This window comes from Legionella sp. km772, from assembly GCF_003989735.1.
GTDB lineage: Bacteria > Pseudomonadota > Gammaproteobacteria > Legionellales > Legionellaceae > Legionella.
The window spans coordinates 1-16,100 of sequence record NZ_RZGQ01000066.1 but is presented as its reverse complement, the minus strand read 5'-3'; the positions used below and the strand labels follow the sequence as shown (position 1 = coordinate 16,100).

Here is a 16,100-nt window from a genome sequence, read left to right as displayed (position 1 = left end):
TTTGATTTTTTTGATGCAGTGTAATAATTTCGCTTTTTGGTCATTCTATTCCCCTCTTATATTAGAAGAATAGCTCTTAAAAATACCTTTTTTTCGTCTAAAAATCCGCGCCTATATCAAAAGGTAAAATGAAAAAAGCATGGGGAAAACTTACGGATGATGATTTAAAAGTAATAGAAGGATCTCATCAAGAAATTTTTGGTAAATTACAAAAATACTATGGTTACTCAACCGATCAAGCCAAAAAAGCCGTTAAAGATTTTCAAGACAGTATGCGTCATCATTAAGGATAGCGTCTATTAACTAAGGAAGGTTATCATGAACAAAATAATTTTGGGCTTTAGCCTTTTCCTCACAACTATGACCTGCGCTTTTGCTAATAGTACCGATATGGGTTCTAAATGGATCTGTACTACTAATGCAAGCAGTAGTGAGGTAGCTGCGGATAAAGCAGCAGATGATCAGATGGCAAAAGAACAAGGAGCTGCAGCAAAATCCTTCGAGTTTGCTGCAAAACATTGTCGCGATTGCACGAAAATTACCTGTGAAGTGCAAGATTAATAGTATGGCTAGTCTTTGCGAGTGCTTAAGACCAGGCTCGCAAAGGCAGCATTAAAAACAGATTGACTAAGCTAACAACGCGCCCTGAGTGGAAAATAACAAACAAAGCGTTTATTATCTCTCCTGAATTGCCAAGCACTAATCACAGGGAGAGAAAATGAAAAAAATAAGGTTCTTAACTATAGCTTATTTCTTTAGCACTCAATTGAATGCAGCGTCCGTTTTACCCAGTATTGCAACCATAAACTTTACTCTAAATAATATAGAGCAAGGGAGTTCATGCCCTAGTTTATTAAATAATTCCTTAGTTAAAATTTACTATGAATATGATTTCAAGCGAAATATGGGTTTAGCTTTTGTGAAGCAACTGCAAGCGACTAAATGGACAGAAGTTCTTCATCCTTTGGGGATTTCTAGCGTATATGGATTTATGTCGGATATGGCACCTAAAATAATTCCTGTTCAGGGCGGTGACGTGGTAGTTTATAGGGTTATTTTTAATCTTGAGTTTAACGGCGACAGCCAAGTCAGACTAATGCTTGGCGAACAAGGCGATTGTATAATGAGCTCAAATATTGTGAATGTGAATAAATAACCTGTTGAGTAGATATCTACAATTTACAGTATAAAAACGAGGCTGGTCTGTTTTAGCCTGCTAGAGAAGGGATGGCTTCCTTTTGTAACCAGCCCCTAAAAAATAGACCTCTTTAACCTTCATCGACAAGATGTAGATTAATGAGGAGCTGTTGTAGGGCTAGGACTTGTTGGCGTTGGATTAGGATTTATTGGACTTGGGGTGCCGCTAGTGCTGGGCGCTGCTCCGGAACTATCGCTGGGATTAGTGGCTTTTTTATCATCTTGGCTCCCACTCGTATTGGCTACTTGATCTGCTGCTGTTTTTTTCATCACAATAATACTTATGCGGCGGTTTTCAGGATTTAAAGGGTTTTTAGGATCTAATAATAAGGTGGAGGCAAACCCGCTAACAGTCATTACTTTATCTTCATTCATCCCTGCTTTAATTAAGGCGCGACGTGCGGCATTAGCTCGTTGAGAGGATAATTCCCAGTTAGTGTAATCTAATTCCTCTGGGTTATCATAAGGACTGGCATCAGTATGTCCTTGAATAGAAATTTTATTAGGAACTGTATTAATCAGTTTGGCAATATTAGCGAGAATCGGTTCGAAATTCGGGTTTACCTTATCTGAGCCTACATCAAACATCGGTTTATTTTGATTATCGATTAATTGGATACGCAAACCGTCTTGAACAATATCCATCCTTAATTGTTTCTTTAGGCCTTCTAAGGAGGGATCTTTTTCAATGCTTAGATTAATTTCTGATTTTAATTCTTCCAATTTCTTCATATCGGCTTTTGCTGAAGCCTCCTGATCATTAATTTTATCGTCTTTGTCTTTTTGAGAAACGGGTTTAGTCGTTGCAGTAACCTGGCCTTGAGTTTCATTTACGTCAGAACCACCACCTTGAACATTAATTTCTCGATTACCGTAGTTTTCTCCACCTATTAAAGCAATTTTAATGGGTTGTTTAAAATAGTCTGCAATTGCTGCTTTTTGCGCTTTATTGAGTGAGGCTACTAGCCACATAAGTAAGAAGAATGCCATCATGGCCGTTACGAAATCGGCAAAAGCGATTTTCCAAGAGCCTCCATGATGGCCATGACCATGTTTTTTTACTTTTTTGATGATAGGTGGAGTACTTGGGCTTACTGCCTTTTTATTGCCATCTTCACTGATGTCATTTATTTCTGCCATGGGATGCTCGATTAAGATCCACCCTCTGCGGCAGGAGCTGCAGCAGCAGGTTTATTTGCATTTTTTAAATTCTCATTTAATTCGTTGAAAGTAGGACGAATACTGGAGAATAGGATTTTTCTGCCGAATTCCACTGAAATCACTGGAGGATTATTATGTAGGCTTGCTAACATAGTGACCTTTATGCATTGCAGCATCAATTGCGTTTGCGCTGCTCGTTGCTCTAAAGCGGAGGCAATAGGGCCCACGAAACCATAGCCAATCAAAATACCAAGGAAAGTGCCTACTAAGGCATGGGCGATGAGCACCCCTAATTCTGCGGGAGGTAAACTGATCGATTCCATGGTGTGTACTACCCCTAGTACCGCAGCTACAATACCAAAAGCGGGCATACCATCAGCGAGCTTTGTAATAGCATTGGAGGGGACCATGGCTTCCTCATGATGCGTTTCTATTTCCATATCCATCAGGGCTTCAAGTTGAAAGGGTTGCATGTTAGAGGTGATGATTAATCTAAAATAGTCACATATAAACTCGCTAACATGATGATTGTGTAAGATATTAGGGTAATTAGCAAAAATAGCGCTTTTTTCTGGTTCATCGACATCGGTTTCCAGAGACATCAACCCTTGCTGCCTAGCCTTATTTAAAAGACTATACATCAGGCCTAGCAAATCGTTAAAAATTACTTTCCCACCTTTGCCACCTTTAAATAAAGAAGGGAAGGCTTTGACAGTAGCTTTTAAGGAGGCGCCTGTATTAGCAACGATAAATGCGCCTACGGCTGCCCCACAGATAATGAGGAGTTCTAAAGGCTGAAAGATGGCTGCAAGATGGCCGCCTGACAGTGCAAAGCCCCCAAACACGCAAAGGAGAATTGTAATATAACCTATTATCAGTGACATATTCAGCCCACCCCTAGTCCATTATTATTTTATTGTCTCATATAATCGTGTACTACCTTCCCATAGGGTAAAGTAAGATCTGATTGTATGTGTAATGCGCTGACCACTCTGCGCACAGGTAAACTGGCAACAGGAGCAAGAGCATGATGCGCTAATTCTAATTGTGCGGGTCCTTGCCATGCGCCTTTTACCGTGACATCAGTAAGGTAATATTCAACTAGCTCACAAATTCTGGTGCTTCCATCTACATGAGGGATAATTTTTAATAAATAGTTCGGTGCATTTAGCGATTCCAACACTTTCTTGGTGTCCACGGTTTCATATTTGTAACCCATTGTTGCCGTGGCAATTCTAAAGGGGCCATATTCTAATGTTCCAATGAGGGTTTCATTGACGACTTGTAATGTAGGATTTGCTAATTTTTTAGGAAATCCCCAGATCTCACGTCCACCAGCGATAGGAGGGTGATCATCTAAATACATAGCATGCGAATAGCCGCCCATTTTTCCTTTGAAGCGTACAGGAATTACTTGTCCTGATTCGGTGTAATCACCAAAGCCGGTAGAATCAGGCATACGAATAAATTCGAATTTAACGATGGGTTCAATGACCTCTAGAGGCTCTGGTACTACCTCTTTTAATAGGTCCATGTCCGTTTCGTAAGTAATAATAAGAAACTCTCTATTGTTAAAACGATAGGGGCCATGAGGGTAGGCTGGGCTGCTTATAGGCATTGCAAAGGCCTTTTCTCTAACGGCTGATTCTTTCATGCTTTGTCTTCCTTTCTTAATGTGTTAGGCGGATACACTCACCACAATCCAAGCCTTTTTCGTATTCAATGTTAACTAAGGGGAAGTAGGGCGAACCCTATAGGACAGCGGGCCTGTATCCCCTTGTTCGCCCTTCATACTCTTATTCCATAAACCAACCATGGCTCACTACTAAAGATTGGCCCGTTAAGGCATTAGAGCCGAATGAAGCAAAAAATAAAGCGGTTTGAGCCACATCATCAGTGGTCGTAAACTCCCCATCCACTGTATCTTTTAACATGACTTTTTTAACTACGTCTTCTTCGCTGATACCCAATTCTTTCGCTTGCTCTGGAATTTGTTTATCCACCAATGGGGTGCGAACAAAACCTGGGCAGATAACATTAGCACGAACATTATGGGCTGCCCCTTCTTTAGCAACCACCTTACATAAACCCAGCAAACCATGTTTTGCTGTGACATAAGGCGCTTTAAGCTTAGATGCTTCTTTTGAATGCACAGAACCCATGTAAATAATACTGCCACCGTTACCTGCATACATGTGTTTTAAAGCGGCCTTGGTCGTTAAAAATGCGCCATCTAATTGAATGGCCAACATTTTTTTCCAATCGGAGAATTCGAGTTTATCTACAGATTCGATAATTTGAATGCCGGCATTGCTGACTAATACATCAACACTGCCAAAGCGATCTGCTACCGCATCAACGCCTTGATTAACTTGGGCTTCATCCGTCACATTCATAGCGATTGCCATCGCTTGTCCACCTTGCGATTTTATTTCCTCAACGACCAGGTTTGCCTGCTCAAGGTTCATATCGGCGATAGCTACTTTGGCGCCCGCTTTGGAATAAACGAGAGCAATTTCTTTTCCTATTCCGCTCGCGGCCCCAGTAACAATTGCTGTTTTATTAGTTAGTTTCATCACTACAATCCTTGTATTTATTTTTCATTAACTTGAGTATAGCAATAGTATTTTTAACTTGCTGACAATTTAGAAGAATATTTTTAGCTCCAATAAAACCAGTTCAGTAGACCTGTCTAACTTATTGCGAGGACAGGTCTACTCATTGGGGATGCTATTATCTGTAATGATAGCCGCCACGGTAGCCACGATAATAACCACCACCATAATAGCGATTACCATAGTAGCGATTACCATAGTAACCATTGCGATAGTAGGCATTACGGTAGTAATAATTATCTTGTTGTTGGCCAATTGCATTACCTAACAATGCTCCAGTGCCGGCACCAAGAACAGTTCCCCAAGCATTACCCCCTGAAACAGCATAGCCAAGGCCTGCACCTGCAGCAGCTCCTGTAGTTGTACCTACTTCCGTGTTTGTACACCCTACTAGACCAGCAGTTCCTACACCTACACAGAATACAGCTGTAATTATTTTTTTCATGATAAGGTCCTTTTGTTTTATTATCGCTCAGTAAGATAATAGTACAAAAAAAGCAATATATGTAAAAAATAAAGTCACTTGGTTTTTTTTGTGGCGCAAATTAGCAAGGGGGAGCAAGACTTAATTAGGGTGAATACTAATAAATTTTAGGGTAAACCCTGGTAGTTTAGCTGATACACTGGCGAGTGATTAGGAATGAATTTTATTTATCGTTTTAAAATTTACTCCGACCCTAGTTTTCCAGTAGTATAAAGAAAAACGTATTATAAATTAAGAGGCCTATCATGTTTCGTGGAAGTATAGTCGCTTTAGTAACACCAATGCACGAGGATAAAGTAGATGTTCATCGTCTACGTGAGTTAGTCGAGTTTCATCTTGAAATGGGTACACATGGTTTTGTTGCCGCAGGAACTACGGGCGAGTCAGGAACTTTATCCCACAGTGAAAAATTACTGGTAATTAAAACCGTCATCGAGCAAACCAAGGAGCGGGTGCCGGTGATTGCCGGAACGGCGATGAATGCGACTAGGGAATGCATCACTTTGACCCAAGAAGCGATGGAATGTGGTGCCCATGCTGCCCTTATTATGACTCCTGCTTATATTAAACCCACTCAAGAAGGTTTATTTCAACATTATTCTACCATCGCTCAAGCAGTACCGATGCCAATTATTTTATATAATGTTCCCGGTCGGACAGCTTGTGATTTATTACCTGAAACAGTCGCTCGTTTAGCGAAAATCTCCAATATTGTGGGTATAAAAGAGGCCACTGGCCAAATGACCCGTTTACAACAAATTTTACGTCTTTCTGAAAACAGCATCGACGTCTACAGCGGGGATGATTTAACGGCAGCCCATTGGATGTTAGCAGGGGCTAAAGGAGTCATTTCGGTGACTGCGAATGCGGCCGCAAAATTAATGGCTAAGATGTGTGATTCTGCAATGGATGGTGATAATGCTGCCTGCTTACGTTTGCATGAGCAATTAATGCCCTTGCATGAGTTAATGTTTGTAGAGTCGAATCCTATTCCGGTAAAATGGGCTATGCAAAGAATGGGATTAATTCAAGGGGATATCCGATTACCTTTAACACCTTTATCTAGCACTCATCATGCTGCTTTAGAGCTTGTATTGAAAAGTTTAGAATTAATATAATTGGGGAATTGTGTGAAGAAATTTAGTTGTTTAGCACTGGGTTTGTTGGTTTTAAGTAGTTGTTCTAAATATTCTAGTAACGGTGAAAATTTATATTTACAAAGTCGAAATGGACAACGGGTTGAGGTGCCACCGCCGTTGACCAGCTCCAATATAAGTAATTTTTATGATTTACCGGAACAGACGCAAAATGCCACTGTAAACATAGAGCCTCCGGTTGAAGCAACAACATTTTAACAATAGGAAGTAGCTGTTTTTGGAGTAAACTTAATGGAAGGGTTGCCAATAGGTTATTGAACCAAGACTTGGACTACTTTTAATAGATGAACAGTCCATCGCGTCAACAAAAAATCGTCATTGCGAGCGGAGTGAAACAACCCAAACAGGGAGTCTCGCGAAGCCTTTATCCTGGGTTGCTTCGCCCCCTCCCAATGATGAATTTTACAGTTTTAGGTTGACGCCGTTATATGAACTGTTATGAATAATATGAGGGATTTTATTATGACCCCATCAGAATCGGGCGAATTGTTAATTATACAAGAACTGTCCCAACGTATGGTTGAGGCTCAACGTCAAATTAGGATCCTGGATAGTATTAAATGGGATGACTCTATAAGAGAGGAGTTTTTTAAAAATAAAGCTAAAAAACTACCGCTTATCAATAAAGAATACTACGAACGCACCCCTTTGCCTTTTAATGTCGCGGAAAAGCAAGAGGAGTTTCGCATCATTTTACGGGATGCACAAAATCAACTCGGCCAATATTCTACCGTTACTCGGTTAATCCGCCGCCAATGCGAAGAGTATGCACGCGCAGCACAAATGCTTGCGGTGAGGGGCACGCCTGCGTTTAGCGAATTAGCGATGGAATTATACGGCAGCCCTAATGATGTGTTTTATGCGGGAGGCCCCCGAATGTGTGAAATGGGGACTCTTTTATTTGACGTATTGACCAATTTAAATGTACAACTGCAATCAGAAGCTGATATTAAGCGCCATACACCAGCACAAGCACAAGAAATACTGCAGGCACGATTAGGTACTTATTTTGATAAACATCCGGGCAAAGTAACCGTAATGATTAGTGATGGGATGGTTGCAGATGCATCAGCCGGTGCAGACAGTATTAAATTAAGTCAAAAGGCAATGTTTAGCGATAGAGATCTGCGTTATTTGGAAGTGCATGAAGGCTGGGTACACGTTGGTACGACCTTAAATGGGGGCATGCAACCGGCCTGTTTCTTTCTTTCTAAAGGCTCACCCTCCTGTAGTGTGATTCAAGAGGGCCTAGCAGTGATTACTGAAATAGTGACTTTTTCCTCTTACCCTGGTCGGATGTTAAAAATTACGAACCGGGTGATTGCCTTGGATAAGGTAACGCAAGGAGCTAATTTTATTGATATTTATAATTATTTTCTTGAGTGCGGCTTAAATGAATCTGACAGTTACAACCAGACAGTACGAGTGTTTAGGGGAAGCACGCCTGTAGGCGGGCCCTTTACCAAAGATTTATCTTATGCCAAAGGCTTTGTCTTAATTTATAATTATATTCGTTTTGCTATTGGCCAAAAAAGGGTTGATTCCATTCCCCTTTTATTTACCGGGAAATTAGTTTTAGATGATTTGCCTTTGCTAGGCGAATTAAAAGAGCGAGGGATTTTAACTAATCCAGTCTATTTACCTCCCCCATTTCAAGATCTGGCGGCCCTAAGTGCTTGGATGAGTTTTTCTTTGTATTTAAATCAGTTTGATTTAAATGAGATCCAAAAGAATTTCCGCTTTTTATTAGGGTAAGCTCGGCGCTGTAAAGGCTGAGCTATTTTGGTGAAGTTTGAAGATAGCCTTCCACGGTAAAAAATCAGTAATGGATGCTTAATTAACTCATTGCGATAGGCGCAATGCGAATTGGGCAAACCCATCAAATTGTAAAGGTAGTAACCGAGCAGCCTACCTTTCCGTGCTTTATGAGGGTAATTTATTCCATGTTTTCGTGCAAGATTGTCTGGATATCGCTTATAAGCGCGGTAGGTAGACAATAGTGCACTGTTTACAGGCATTTCTCTTGAGCGAAGAGAATAATTTCTGGATATGCTATTTATAAAAAAGTATAATTTGTTACTTTGAGTCCAAGATATGCAATTAAACGCCAAATTATTAGCCTCTCTAAAACTTGACTTTTTTAGTTCGCAAGAGGAAATCAAAGCAGCTTTTCAACAGAAACTTGAAGAAACAATTGATTGGATAGAAAAGGATGAGTTAATTAGCTATCGAGATTTAGTAATTAACGAATTAGAGGATAAACCTGATTTAATTGGATTAATTAAAACGGCAGCCGATTTAAATGCCGTGTTAAACCACTATCCTCTTGAGGTTAGTTTGCGAACATTGGGTAGTTTGCATAATAAAGAATATACAATGTCCTTTTGGAATGAATTACACCATAAATTAAAAGTAGCCTCCCCATCTTTATTGGCTGCAGGCTTTTTTGTAAGAAATCCTAATTTGCTATTCAGCTTTTTAACAGGGACTTTTATAAAAGCTGCCTATGATACAGCAGTCAAGCCTGAACAATCCCTTTTAGAAAAAATGATTTTTGATAATAACGGCTTACGGGGCGTATTAGATGGCTTACCTCCTAAAGCAACACGATGTGCGTTAATGTTTTTAAGAACTTTGCCCAACTTCGATGAGCACGCTTTACAAACTATTCATCCTGAGGAGGCTGCGACTAAACTCTTACCAAAGCCATTGAAACAGTATGCAAACACGGTTATCTCTTATGCTTATGATCTCCCCAAAAGTCAAAAACAGTATTTAGCTGATGCGCGCATATTAAATAAGCTACAGAATAAATTCGCATCATCCTCGTTCCTGCAAAAATTGCTTTTTCTTTTAGAATACAGCGATTGTATCGAAACAACGGAAGGCAATCCTGCCGCACTATTTAATGATTTTCAGCAGCTCCACAAGGAGGTTTATTCTCTAATAACTAAAACCTATTATGAGCTAGTAAAGCAATATAACCAAGGCTCTATTTCCCTTACCGCAAAGGCTACTCATTATAAGTTGATTACTTCTGAGGGGAATGATGTATTTAAAGAGTATCTAAAAAGCGAATTGCCTGCTTCCCTTAATGTTCAATTATGTAATGCGCTTATTGAATTTCCAGAAGAGAAAACTCCTGATTCTGTTTTTTTGCTAGCAGAATACCTTGATACTGGCGTGATGAAAAAGATCCAGGGAGAAAATAAACGTTTATTACTGCAAGATGTTTCTGAACAATCAGCTCAAGAAGATGAATTGGAAGGTTTAAAAGCAAATCTTAAAGACATCAAAACGGACGTATTGAAGGTCTTAGATGAGCTTGTTAATCATATCCATACAAGAAAACCAATACCCTGGATGCACCCAACCTAGTTAATGAGAAAATTAAATTTTTACTAAAAATAAAAATAGCCCTGCTTAACTCCACTGATTTTGAATTAGATATGGCTCGGTTTTATTTGTTACTATCTGTGTCTAAGCTGGAAACGAATGTAGCTCAAAATACCACCAAAACATGGGCGGAGTGGGTGCAAAAACAAACAGGAATACAACTAACCGGAACTTATTCTTATCATCGCATAGACGCTTTATTTAAAAGTAAGGGACTCCTATTCTCCAACAATGAAGAAGAGGAGCAATTGCGCCAAGAGCAGATAGAGTGCTGCTTCAAACAAAACCTGTCGCCGATGGCTATTATTTCCTTATTTCAGTTCAACAAAAAAAATGGTCTTACCTTTATTAAACCGATTAACAATCTGTCAATATATCCTATTGCTTTGGTACAAAATCTTTATGAAAATCTAAGGCCATTTGAAGCTCGGCTCTATGAACAGTGCCGATTTTTTTCTATTCCTAGGTCCATTAACCTAGCCCAGATTCAGAGTCTTATAAGTCAACCTAAAGATCCAGCCGATGATGCAAACCGGGCACGATTAAAGCATAAATAAACAGCCGAGAATAAGTAGAAAACTACCAGTACCGATAATTGCTCTTAAAGGAAGAACCCAATTATCGGTTACTGCGGTATTAAGAGAGCACGGAATTTTTTTAATGCACTTGCATATAACCTAAACGGAAAGGATAATCATGCCGGCAACGCGCATAAGCCTCACCTATTTTGGCAGGGTTTTCATAAAAAGCATAATGGTTTGCATCGTATTTACAGCAGGGCACGGAGCTTAAAAAACAACCGCGTTTGGCATTCCACACAAAGCCCGCATCGGTTTTTTCGATAGTTCGACCATCAAAACAGATGTAATGGGGTTGAGACGGGTGATGACCATCAATGCAACCTTGGGCCTGGAGCACCCCGGATACCAGTACAGCAGTCAGCGTTATTATTGTTTTCATTTTATTAGCCAAAATTTTTATACTGCTTAATTATAAATTTAGCTTAAATTTACTTCGGTTCAAGCGAATGCAAAAAAATGATACTTAATTAAGGATAAATTAATAAAATAGGCTTAAAATTAGAATATATAACTTGTTTTAGGGGAATTAAATGCCTATTAAAATCAAAGCAGCTATTCTAGGGCTTAAAACCAAATCCCCTGCTCCAGATAGAGAAAAAGCCCAGAAAGCTTTAGATGCTCTTTTAGCAGTCGATTCAACAAAACCCACTGCGAATGACGATTTTGATGCTGCTTTAGCCGGTCATATTGAGTTTTGGAAAACGCAAGACTCCGATGATCCACTTAAACTCGAAGCAGAGAATATAGGAGAGCTAAAACAACTAGCTGCAGAACAACGGGTATTATTAGGTTTGAAAAATGCAAGTACCCAGGTTTTAGTTGATTTATTTGCAAAGCAAAATGAAGGAGCGCTGCGAGTTTATTTAAACGATATAACTAATAAAAAATTAGGCCAAGCAGTAGAATGGAAACCCACTCCAACAGCCCCCAGCCCAGGTCAATCTATATTAACTACTGTGGTTTTAGATAGGATAAAATTAGAATTAGCCCCCTTATTATTAGCCAAAAAAATTGCTGAGAGTACAAATAAAGATCAATTGCACGCACTGGTTGTAGCTCGTAATGAAGCTGACATTAAAGCTGCAGTTAGAGGATTAGGTGTCCCTTATGATTTGCATCCAGTAGCTAAGGGTTTAATTGATGCGGCTAAAGATTTGTATATTAAAAAGGCATATCCTGATTTTCTTGCTGGCGTAACCCCTTCTCTAGACGATTTAAATACTAAGATCCCAGACCTATTGAAATCCGGGGATGAAGAGCGATTTAAAAAACACATGAGAAAGCATTTAAGGCTTGAGGATTCAGAAGAGCTTGGCTCTACGCAAGTAAAAAATGCTAAAGCTCAATTAGCTACTTTTTATTTACAACATGTATTATCAAATCCTACTTTAGCAATTAAGGCAGAAGAAATTAATGCTATTGATAATGTTGAGAAGATGGTAGCTTTTGTTAAAGGTCCACGAGTTAATCAAACTGATGAAAATATAACTGCCGGCATTACCGAAGATAGCCTCGTCCGCTTAAAAACTGCAATGGTTAATAATGTCGTTGCGCAATTAACTGTAGTTCAAGTAGGTGCTTTAACCAAATTAAGTGCAGCCAAGAAAGTAGAGGAAATTACACCACTTTTAGAACAAATGGGTATTAAGCCTACGACTTGGATAGATACGAAAGCAATGCAACAAATAATTGATGTGAGCGCGGAGAGATTAGCAGCCATTAGAAATGAGCAAATGGCTAAACCCTTACCTGTTACCAAGCTTGATGATCTTATTGCATTAGCTAAAATGACTAAGCTAGATCAATTTAGAGCCAAATTTCCTAATCCCGAATGGATAGACACCCCCCAAATGCTGCAATTACAACAAAAAGCGTGTAATCAGGCTTTGGCGCTTAAGGTAGAAAGTTTATCTACCCTGGGTTCAGGGCAGCATGCTGCTTTGATTGATGTTTTGCAACGTTTACCGATAAAAAAACAATTGGAACTCTTAGATTCCAAGACACCCACCTTGGGTCATTTATTAAGGTCAACAAATGAGGCGCAAATTAAGCATTATTTGGGTGAGGAAATAGCTTTAGATCCCGTATTGCATGTTGATGCTGGTCAACTGATTAGTAAGGTGGTTGCAGAGAATGAGCGAATTGCTAGTTTTCAGAAAATTCATAACCATGAATTTGCGAAAGTATTAGCCAGTTTTGCTTCACCGATGATGCGAGATGGTTTACCAAAAATCGAAAAGTTAAGCCCTGAACAAATAACTGCACTTAATGAAAAGCTTAAAACTGTAAATTTAGCTGATGTAAATGCACGAAAAGACCTGGCTGATATTGTCATTCGACCCTTGCCTGTTGCCCCTGATGTACGTAATGCTTTTGCTATTCATGTTGCAGATAATAAAGCAGCTATTGAGAAACAAGCTGCGATTAATAAGCCTCTTGAGGACATGTATGCAGCAAGAACTCCAGTTGGCAAAGCAGTATTAGATGTCTTCTTAAGATTGAATGTCGATGTAAAATATGGAGCCGACAGCGATGCTTTTGGTAAAGCATTAGCAGCAGCTTTACAGAATCCAAAAAACACTAAGGTGGATGTCTTTATTGACGATTTATGTAAGAACGCAGCTATAGTAGACCAAGGGGACTCAGCAAAATTAGACAACTTAAAAGCTGCATTAAAACGCGAGTTTTCTCCAACAGAATTTGCGCGAATAACCCTGGATTGGAAAAAGCAAGCACTAAGTGATCCTACTTATAATTCTGCGGTGAAGATGGGTGTGCTGAACTCTATAGTGAATACCATGAAGGATATTAAACCACTATTAAAGCCCGCTGATCCTTTAGGAACTCTTGCTAAAACTGAGTTTTCAGGTTTCGTTTATGATGCTAGGACTTTGAATGAAGGAAATGCTGCCGTCAAGAAAGAACAATATATGGAGAGGTTGGCAAATAATACGGTCACTATCGATCGTCTTCTAAGGGCTCAACAACAACTTAAAGAGTGCTTAGCAGTATTGCCTGAAAAGCCAGATGAAGCGACCAAAGCTAGCATAGAAAAGATTCGTAAGGAATTAAAAAATGATCTTAAGTTAATAGAAGCCGCTTTAGTAAACTATGAATCGGGCCAGAAAAAGCTTATTTCTACCATTAAAGATATTGATCGAATAATGACCAACAAGGAGCATTATCTTTATCACGCCCATGATATAACGCACAGAGCGCTTACACCGACTGAACAGGCTGCCTTAAGAGGTGGGACCTCTATATCGATGACCAGCGGCGCAACTGGGATCGCCGCTAAAGTTGCATTAGAATCTGGGGCGAAAAGTCATCTCTGTACGGTAATTGATAATTCAACTCCCTCTAAAGCTACCACCGGTACGTTCACCCAAACTATTGGCGAAACCTCTCGTTCCCAATTAAACAGTGATGGGACCATCTCTAAAAGACCGAATATAAAGATAGAAATGACCCAGCCTCCTACTGTTCTTGCAACTGGGGCTTCTGGGCCTGAGCATACTCATGCGAGAATGTATCTGAATATGGCCTTAGCTATGATTGTAGCTAATGGCGGGCAACCACCGAGTAAAGATAATCCTTATTATTTAAAAGGTGGAAATGATGCTCAAATGGAAGGTCTATGGACTGCCTTACATATTATATGTAAAGAAAAATACGGCTATAGCCATTCTAAATTTATGGATTCTGTGGTCATTCAGACAGGAGGTTTTGATCCTGCGAAAGTAATGACTCCAGGACGATTCCCATGGAGTGAGCCTAAATTTAATGACGAATCACAATTTGCTAAGGTTTTCCATCACCCCTTATCAACGAACTTATTAAAAGATAAATTAAAGGACGCAGGCAAGGTGAAAACCGCTACGACAGAACAAACAGCAGCTATAGTGTCGGCTAGTAAAGCTTTGACTGATTATAAAGAAGAAATGAGTAATGGAAGAGCCTCGCAAGCCGTGGAAAAAGCAAGCGAAGTCAGAGCAACAGAAGGGGTGCTTACCCCTGATCCAACACCTAGCGAACTGCGACATAGTTAAGGAGCTATACTTGAATGCAAAACAATTGGCCATAGGGGTCTTTGATTCGGGGATGGGGGGATTAACCGTTTTGAATGCTTTACGCGAACATCTGCCTCATGAGTCCTTTGTATATTTAGGTGATACTGCCAGGTTGCCTTATGGAACTAAGAGTCCTGATACGGTAAAACAGTATGCGGTGCAAATGGCGCGTATTTTAGTAGAGCGGCAAATTAAAGCCTTAGTGATTGCCTGTAATACAGCTACCACGGCAGCTTTGCCGCATTTACAAGCGATGTTGCCTGATGTCCCCGTTTTAGGGGTGGTGGAACCGGGAGCTTCTGCGGCCGTTGCGGCTACTAAAAAGCAGCGGATCTTGGTTTTGGCGACCGAAACCACCATTGCCTCCCAAGCCTATCAAGGTTTGATTTTAAAGCATCTTCCTGGCGCCGTAATCAGCAGTAGAGCTTGCAGTGTTTTAGTCGCTTTAGCTGAAGAGGGCATGGTATCTAATTCGGTAGCCCGCGAAGCGCTAAAGCATTATTTATCAGGGATTCAAGAAGAAGACGCTGTGTTATTAGGCTGTACTCATTTTCCCGTCTTTAAATCTTTACTGGCCGATTTGTTACCCACGGGGGTAGCAATTGTTGATTCAGCCCAAGCAACAGCCTTAGCCTTATATAAAGAATTAAAGACCCATGATTTATTAAATAATTCAATAAACCAGGCCACCATCAACTATCTAGTCACCGATTCCGTGCAACGTTTTCAAAAGGTTGGCGAGATTTTCTTAGGCGCTCCTTTGCGGCAGGAAGATATTGAGTTGGTTGATGCGGTAAAGGCACAAAATTAAGGAAAGTTAATTGATTTGAAGATTTTGATAAACTGGTCATTGATTAAGCTTTAATAAAACAAGTGTTCATTTTGATGGAGTGAATCCATCAGAATAGAGCTATTAAGCATCGGGCAAGAATTGTTTGCACACTCATTATTGGAGTCCAAACTACAAAAGGACACAGCTTTCTGCGGGCCTAATTTTTTCCACTTCAATAGGTGTTGATTTTACCTCGTCAAGATTAATTTCAACTAAATGCATCTCTTCATTGTAAAAAACAAGGACGGCTTCGATTAAACCATAAGCATCGTTTAAGAGAGGGCGCGCGCCTTTTTGTTGTTTGGTTAAAGCGTCTAGGAGGCACTTAGCAAACTCGCGTCTTTTGTTGCACATAGACTCAGGCAAAGAGGGTGGCAGCTTTATTTTTTGCTTGGCAATAAAGCCTATAACTTCTTCAAAGGATGCATTATTGATGAATCTAAGCAATTGGGATGCTTGGACATGTAAACTAATCAGTGGTTCGGCTAGTAACTCATGTTACGCACATAAACTTGTAGTTTGACTAAAAAGCATTAGAATTCCGCCCTTAATTTTAGGGAGGGAATTAAATGGATATGCTTGATCTTTATAGTGATTATTTGATTTT

Annotated in this window: 16 protein-coding genes and 1 pseudogene; 10 read left to right on the top strand and 7 right to left on the bottom strand. The window is 39.9% G+C overall.

Annotation, left to right across the window (positions count from 1 at the left end; genetic code table 11):
* The first annotated feature begins 128 nt into the window (after positions 1–128).
* The 3 genes from ELY15_RS08420 (at position 129) to ELY15_RS08410 (ending at position 1,156) form a co-directional block, all read left to right on the top strand.
* Positions 129–287 carry a CsbD family protein gene (locus ELY15_RS08420; RefSeq protein ID WP_127099226.1) on the top strand — a complete coding sequence of 53 codons (159 nt, stop codon included), beginning with the start codon at positions 129–131 and terminating at the stop codon, positions 285–287.
* Positions 288–318: 31 nt separating this feature from the next.
* Entirely contained in the window at positions 319–561 is a 243-nt protein-coding gene (locus ELY15_RS08415) for a hypothetical protein (RefSeq protein ID WP_127099225.1), read from the top strand.
* Positions 562–718: 157 nt separating this feature from the next.
* On the top strand, positions 719–1,156 hold the full coding sequence (locus tag ELY15_RS08410; protein WP_127099224.1) for a hypothetical protein: 438 nt from the start codon (positions 719–721) through the stop codon (positions 1,154–1,156).
* A 137-nt stretch (positions 1,157–1,293) separates the two neighbouring features.
* Here the strand turns inward: ELY15_RS08410 and motB are convergent, their stop codons facing one another.
* From motB to ELY15_RS08385, 5 genes and pseudogenes are all read right to left on the bottom strand, one after another.
* Positions 1,294–2,337: a flagellar motor protein MotB gene (gene motB / locus ELY15_RS08405; RefSeq protein ID WP_127099223.1), complete on the bottom strand. Its 1,044-nt coding sequence runs from the start codon at positions 2,335–2,337 to the stop codon at positions 1,294–1,296.
* Between the two features lie 11 nt (positions 2,338–2,348).
* A complete protein-coding gene (motA, locus tag ELY15_RS08400; protein ID WP_127099222.1) occupies positions 2,349–3,242 on the bottom strand; it encodes a flagellar motor stator protein MotA in 894 nt (297 codons plus the stop codon).
* A gap of 29 nt (positions 3,243–3,271) precedes the next feature.
* Complete coding sequence (locus ELY15_RS08395; protein WP_127099221.1) at positions 3,272–4,012, bottom strand: acetoacetate decarboxylase; 741 nt, start codon at positions 4,010–4,012, stop codon at positions 3,272–3,274.
* A 142-nt stretch (positions 4,013–4,154) separates the two neighbouring features.
* The gene (locus ELY15_RS08390; RefSeq protein WP_127099220.1) at positions 4,155–4,934 is read right to left on the bottom strand and encodes a 3-hydroxybutyrate dehydrogenase; all 780 of its coding nucleotides are present in this window, start codon (positions 4,932–4,934) and stop codon (positions 4,155–4,157) included.
* 238 nt (positions 4,935–5,172) lie between these two features.
* Positions 5,173–5,418, bottom strand: a pseudogene (locus tag ELY15_RS08385) (glycine zipper domain-containing protein); the annotation flags it as partial.
* 284 nt (positions 5,419–5,702) lie between these two features.
* Here ELY15_RS08385 and dapA point away from each other — a divergent pair.
* The 5 genes from dapA (at position 5,703) to ELY15_RS08360 (ending at position 10,567) form a co-directional block, all read left to right on the top strand.
* Entirely contained in the window at positions 5,703–6,575 is an 873-nt protein-coding gene (gene dapA / locus ELY15_RS08380) for a 4-hydroxy-tetrahydrodipicolinate synthase (RefSeq protein WP_127099218.1), read from the top strand.
* Positions 6,576–6,587: 12 nt separating this feature from the next.
* A complete protein-coding gene (locus tag ELY15_RS08375) occupies positions 6,588–6,812 on the top strand; it encodes a hypothetical protein (RefSeq protein ID WP_127099217.1) in 225 nt (74 codons plus the stop codon).
* Between the two features lie 264 nt (positions 6,813–7,076).
* Positions 7,077–8,369 (top strand): flavohemoglobin expression-modulating QEGLA motif protein, encoded by a 1,293-nt coding sequence (locus ELY15_RS08370; RefSeq protein ID WP_127099216.1) that lies wholly within the window; start codon positions 7,077–7,079, stop codon positions 8,367–8,369.
* Between the two features lie 339 nt (positions 8,370–8,708).
* The gene (locus tag ELY15_RS08365; RefSeq protein WP_127099215.1) at positions 8,709–9,992 is read left to right on the top strand and encodes a hypothetical protein; all 1,284 of its coding nucleotides are present in this window, start codon (positions 8,709–8,711) and stop codon (positions 9,990–9,992) included.
* A 71-nt stretch (positions 9,993–10,063) separates the two neighbouring features.
* Complete coding sequence (locus tag ELY15_RS08360) at positions 10,064–10,567, top strand: hypothetical protein (protein ID WP_148111236.1); 504 nt, start codon at positions 10,064–10,066, stop codon at positions 10,565–10,567.
* Between the two features lie 100 nt (positions 10,568–10,667).
* On the opposite strand, the gene ELY15_RS08355 is transcribed toward ELY15_RS08360, so the two are convergent.
* Positions 10,668–10,970 (bottom strand): hypothetical protein, encoded by a 303-nt coding sequence (locus ELY15_RS08355; protein ID WP_127099213.1) that lies wholly within the window; start codon positions 10,968–10,970, stop codon positions 10,668–10,670.
* 151 nt (positions 10,971–11,121) lie between these two features.
* On the opposite strand from ELY15_RS08355, the gene ELY15_RS08350 reads away from it, so the two are divergent.
* Together ELY15_RS08350 and murI are read left to right on the top strand one after the other, a co-directional pair.
* Positions 11,122–14,640 (top strand): hypothetical protein, encoded by a 3,519-nt coding sequence (locus tag ELY15_RS08350; RefSeq protein WP_127099212.1) that lies wholly within the window; start codon positions 11,122–11,124, stop codon positions 14,638–14,640.
* Positions 14,641–14,650: 10 nt separating this feature from the next.
* Positions 14,651–15,472, top strand: coding sequence for a glutamate racemase (gene murI / locus ELY15_RS08345; RefSeq protein WP_199744189.1), 822 nt, complete (start codon positions 14,651–14,653; stop codon positions 15,470–15,472).
* 150 nt (positions 15,473–15,622) lie between these two features.
* Here the strand turns inward: murI and ELY15_RS08340 are convergent, their stop codons facing one another.
* Complete coding sequence (locus ELY15_RS08340; RefSeq protein WP_127099210.1) at positions 15,623–15,940, bottom strand: hypothetical protein; 318 nt, start codon at positions 15,938–15,940, stop codon at positions 15,623–15,625.
* Positions 15,941–16,100: the final 160 nt, after the last annotated feature.